Annotated in this window: 4 protein-coding genes; 2 read left to right on the top strand and 2 right to left on the bottom strand. The window is 59.0% G+C overall.

Annotation, left to right across the window (positions count from 1 at the left end):
• Positions 1 to 106: 106 nt before the first annotated feature.
• Complete coding sequence (locus tag EKA13_RS26190; RefSeq protein ID WP_065761946.1) at positions 107 to 1042, bottom strand: SphA family protein; 936 nt, start codon at positions 1040 to 1042, stop codon at positions 107 to 109.
• 220 nt (positions 1043 to 1262) lie between these two features.
• The gene (locus EKA13_RS26185) at positions 1263 to 2153 is read right to left on the bottom strand and encodes a helix-turn-helix domain-containing protein (protein ID WP_065761945.1); all 891 of its coding nucleotides are present in this window, start codon (positions 2151 to 2153) and stop codon (positions 1263 to 1265) included.
• A gap of 202 nt (positions 2154 to 2355) precedes the next feature.
• On the opposite strand from EKA13_RS26185, the gene pobA reads away from it, so the two are divergent.
• Both pobA and tatA read left to right on the top strand, forming a co-directional pair.
• Positions 2356 to 3543, top strand: coding sequence for a 4-hydroxybenzoate 3-monooxygenase (gene pobA / locus EKA13_RS26180; protein ID WP_065761944.1), 1188 nt, complete (start codon positions 2356 to 2358; stop codon positions 3541 to 3543).
• A gap of 63 nt (positions 3544 to 3606) precedes the next feature.
• Complete coding sequence (tatA, locus tag EKA13_RS29035) at positions 3607 to 3843, top strand: twin-arginine translocase TatA/TatE family subunit (RefSeq protein WP_065761943.1); 237 nt, start codon at positions 3607 to 3609, stop codon at positions 3841 to 3843.
• Positions 3844 to 4004: the final 161 nt, after the last annotated feature.

Raw genomic sequence — 4004 nt, 5'->3', positions numbered from 1 at the left:
CAGGTCAGTTACCGCCTCAAGGGTGGTTGAAGTCCTGTAGTGCGATTAAAAACGCCCCGCAACCTGTACGGTTCGGGGCGTTTTCATTACGGCCTGCGGGGGCGGCTCAGAGCGCGGTGGTGAACTTCAGCCAGTATGTCTGGCCTTCGGCGCGGTTGCGCACGCTCGATTCGTCCTGCCACTTGGCACTCAGCGACCAGCCGTTCTTGCTGGTGTACTGCACTGCAGGGCCAATCGAGAAGGAGCGGCCACGGTTGCCGTCGTTGGCGTCAACCAGGGCTGCGGCGGCGCAGTTCGAGGCGCTGCATTTGTCATCGCTGATCTGCTGATAGGCGTGGCCGCCGACACCGAGTACCCAGCCATTACCCAGGCCCCAGCCGAGGGTGTAGTCCGCATGCAGTTCGCGGCCAGACTGGTAGTGGGTGTCCTTGTTCTCGAAGTTGTAGTCGTGCATCAGGCGCACGTCGGCATTGAAGCCGTTGGGGTCCATGTAGGTCATGGCATACACCGCCTGCACGGTGTAGTAGTTGTTGCCCAGGTTGACCAGGTCGTTCTTGTCGTACTCGCTACCGGTAGGCAGCACGAAGTCGACGCCCACGGCAGTGTGGAACTTGTCACTGTGGTGGAAGCCGATCACCGGGCCGAGGTGCGCGTCACCGATGCCGCGCTTGTGGTCGTGCGGACCATTCTTGACGTTCAGGCGGATGTCGTTGAGTGGCAGCAACGCATGAAAGCCGAGGTTGCCACCCAGGACCTTCTGCTCGGTAACCCAGACAAAACGTGGAACGATGGTGGTCACGCGCAGGTCGATGTCAGCCGCTTTGTCGCCGGCGTTGTCGCGCAGGGTGTCGGCCAGGTAGTTGCCGACGAACACCTGGCCGTACGTGCCAGGTGGCGGCAGGATACCCATACCGTAGTTTTCGATGCCCATTGGCCAGGATGAGATACCGCCTTCAGTGGCCTGAACCTGTGAAGCCGTGCTGGCCAGCAGAAGGGCAGCAGTGAGCGCAAGGGGTGTGGCGGGGGTGAATTTCTGATGCATGAGAGGGTCAGCCTTATTGTTATGAGTCATGCGCAGAGGGTTTTATGCCGCTGCGCAAGGGGGACGCCTCTCAACTACCGTGCCAGTTTTTAATTTTATTTTTTAGCCTTTAAAATCAATAAGTTATGTTTTTAAGGCCTAATGTTTCTGCGCCTTGCATGCCTGAAAGTGGCGGTATTTATTAAGAAAATTCGGCTGACTGCGAAAAACTCGCGGGTGTTCAGGCGCCGCTTTCGTGGTGCCCGGCCGCTTGGCGGAATGCGTTAGGGGTCTGGCCACTGAGGCGGCGGAAGAAGCGTGAGAAGTAGGTCGGGTCGCTGAAGCCCAGGCTGTCTGACAACTGGCTGATGCTCATGGTGGTGTAGATCAGGCTGCGCTTGGCTTCCAGTAGCAGGCGTTGGTGAATGATCTGCAGCGCTGTCTGCCCGGCCAGTTCTCGGCACAGGGTATTGAGGTGCACGCTGGAAAGGCCGACACGGTGGGCGAAGTGCTCCACTGAGAGATGCTCCCGGTAATGCTGTTCCACCAGTTTGATAAAGCTGCTGAGCAATTGCTGGTTGCGTTCGCCACGGCTACTTGGTTGCCTGTTCTGCAGGCCTTGGCGGCTGATCCAGACCATCAGCACATTGACCAGGGAGTGCAGCAGCAGGTCGCGTGCTGGCGCGCTGCCTTCATACTCCTGGTGCAGGGCTGTGAACAGGGTATTGAGGGTACGGCGATCACGCCCGACCGGGTAGCAGCCGGACGATGCCAGGACGGTCAATGGCGCGCCCAATTGTGCCTCCAGCTGCGCGACCAGTGGCGCGCCGAGGGTGAGTACGTAGCCCTCGATATTTTCTGAAAACTGAAAGCCATGCACGGTCAGCGGCGGCGTGACCTGGATCGACGCTTCCAACACCTTTGTACGCCGTCCCTCGACCTCGACCATCGCTTGACCACGTTGTACGTAGAGCAACTGGAACAGGTCGGCGTGACGGTGTGGCTTGATCTCCCAATGGTGCAGGCTACTGCGTTTGGGGATCGACTCGCAGTGCAGCAGGTCCGGGGTGGGCCATGCCTGGTTTTCACCGTACAGCTTGAATACGGGGATGCTGGGAAGGCTGGTTTTCATCGTGCGAAGCGACCTGGCGGGTGAGGGTAGAGGGGTGTATTGGTTCGTTCGATAATCGAACCATATTTTCAAAAGTGCAATTCATGGGCGAAATATCACCTTTTTTTCCAGTTTTTGTAAGTAAAAATGCAGGGGCCAAATAAAACAATAACCTCCAGTCGTTGCCCGAAACCGGCTGGAGTGCCCATGTGAGATCACAGTAATGAAAACTCAGGTTGCGATTATCGGTGCCGGCCCTTCTGGACTTCTGCTGGGTCAACTGCTGCACAAGGCTGGCATCGACAACATCATTCTTGAACGTCAGACACCGGACTATGTGCTCAGTCGCATTCGTGCCGGTGTACTGGAGCAAGGCACGGTGGACATGCTCCGTGAAGCCGGTGTTTCCGAGCGTATGGACGCCGAGGGCCTGGTTCACGACGGCGTCGAGTTGCTGGTTGCCGGTAAGCGCATTCGCGTTGACCTCAAAGCGCTGACCGGTGGCAAGACCGTGATGGTCTATGGCCAGACGGAAGTCACCCGTGACCTGATGGACGCTCGCACTGCCAGCGGTGCGCCGATCATCTACTCGGCCGAGAATGTGCAGCCGCACGAGATGAAGGGTGAAAATCCTTACGTCACCTTTGAAAAAGGCGGCGAAACCTACCGCATCGATTGTGACTACATCGCCGGTTGCGACGGCTTCCACGGTGTTGCCCGCAAGAGCATCCCGGACGAGATCCTCACCCATTACGAGCGCGTGTATCCATTCGGTTGGCTGGGCCTGCTGTCAGACACCCCACCGGTCAACCATGAACTGATCTATGCCCACCATGACCGTGGTTTCGTCCTCTGCAGCCAGCGCTCGCTGACCCGCAGCCGTTACTACCTGCAAGTACCGCTGACCGACAAGGTCGAAGCGTGGTCCGATGAACGCTTCTGGGATGAGCTCAAGGCACGTCTGCCGCAGGAAGTGGCCGACAAGCTTGTGACCGGTCCATCGCTGGAGAAGAGCATCGCCCCGTTGCGCAGCTACGTGGTTGAGCCGATGCAGTATGGCAAGTTGTTCCTGGTGGGCGACGCGGCTCACATCGTGCCACCGACCGGCGCAAAAGGCCTGAACCTGGCCGCCTCCGACGTGTGCTACCTGTACCGCATCCTGGTCAAGGTCTACAAGGAAGGCCGTACCGACCTGCTGGAGAAGTACTCGGAACTGGCGCTGCGCCGTATCTGGAAAGGCGAACGTTTCAGCTGGTTCATGACCAACCTGTTGCATGATTTCGGCGACCACAAGGACGCCTGGGACCAGAAGATGCAGCAAGCCGACCGTGAGTACTTCCTCAACTCCCATGCCGGCCTGGTCAATATCGCCGAAAACTACGTCGGCCTGCCTTACGAAGACGTCGAGTAATCAGCGTGTTGGGCGCCCGCAATCTGGGTGCGGGCGTTGCACTGTGCAAACGGAGACTGAATCATGGGTGTGTTTGACTGGAAACACTGGCTGGTAGTGTTGGTCGTGGCTGTGCTGCTGTTTGGCGGCAAGCGCCTGAAGCACCTGGGTGCCGACCTGGGTGAATCGATCAAGGGTTTTCGCCGTTCGGTGAACAGCGAGGATGATGTACCGGCGCCGGCAGTAGCATCGGCGCGGGTTGAAGGTGAAGCCCGTGAGGCTCAGCACGCCGCACGCGAGGAACACCCTGGCAACCGCTGACTGACGCCTCGCTGAAGCCATCGCAGCCTGTAGGAGCCGGGCTTGCCCGCGATGCAGACGCCGCGCACTCACGGGCACCCCACCGATACCATCGCAGGCCAGCCTGCTCCAACATAGCCCGCGCCAGCCTGTAGGAGCCGGGCTTGCCCGCGATGCAAGCG

The sequence above is a fragment of the Pseudomonas defluvii genome (assembly GCF_001695625.1).
Lineage (GTDB): Bacteria > Pseudomonadota > Gammaproteobacteria > Pseudomonadales > Pseudomonadaceae > Aquipseudomonas > Aquipseudomonas defluvii.
The sequence above is the reverse complement of the archived record's forward strand: the minus strand, read 5'-3'. Positions and strand labels throughout refer to the sequence as shown.

Bases quoted from the DNA above. Each gene is read 5' to 3' on its own strand.
- EKA13_RS26190 (WP_065761946.1), bottom strand. From the start codon at position 1,042: ATGCATCAGAAATTCACCCCCGCCACACCCCTTGCGCTCACTGCTGCC.
- EKA13_RS26185 (WP_065761945.1), bottom strand. From the start codon at position 2,153: ATGAAAACCAGCCTTCCCAGCATCCCCGTATTCAAGCTGTACGGTGAA.
- pobA (WP_065761944.1), top strand. From the start codon at position 2,356: ATGAAAACTCAGGTTGCGATTATCGGTGCCGGCCCTTCTGGACTTCTG.
- tatA (WP_065761943.1), top strand. From the start codon at position 3,607: ATGGGTGTGTTTGACTGGAAACACTGGCTGGTAGTGTTGGTCGTGGCT.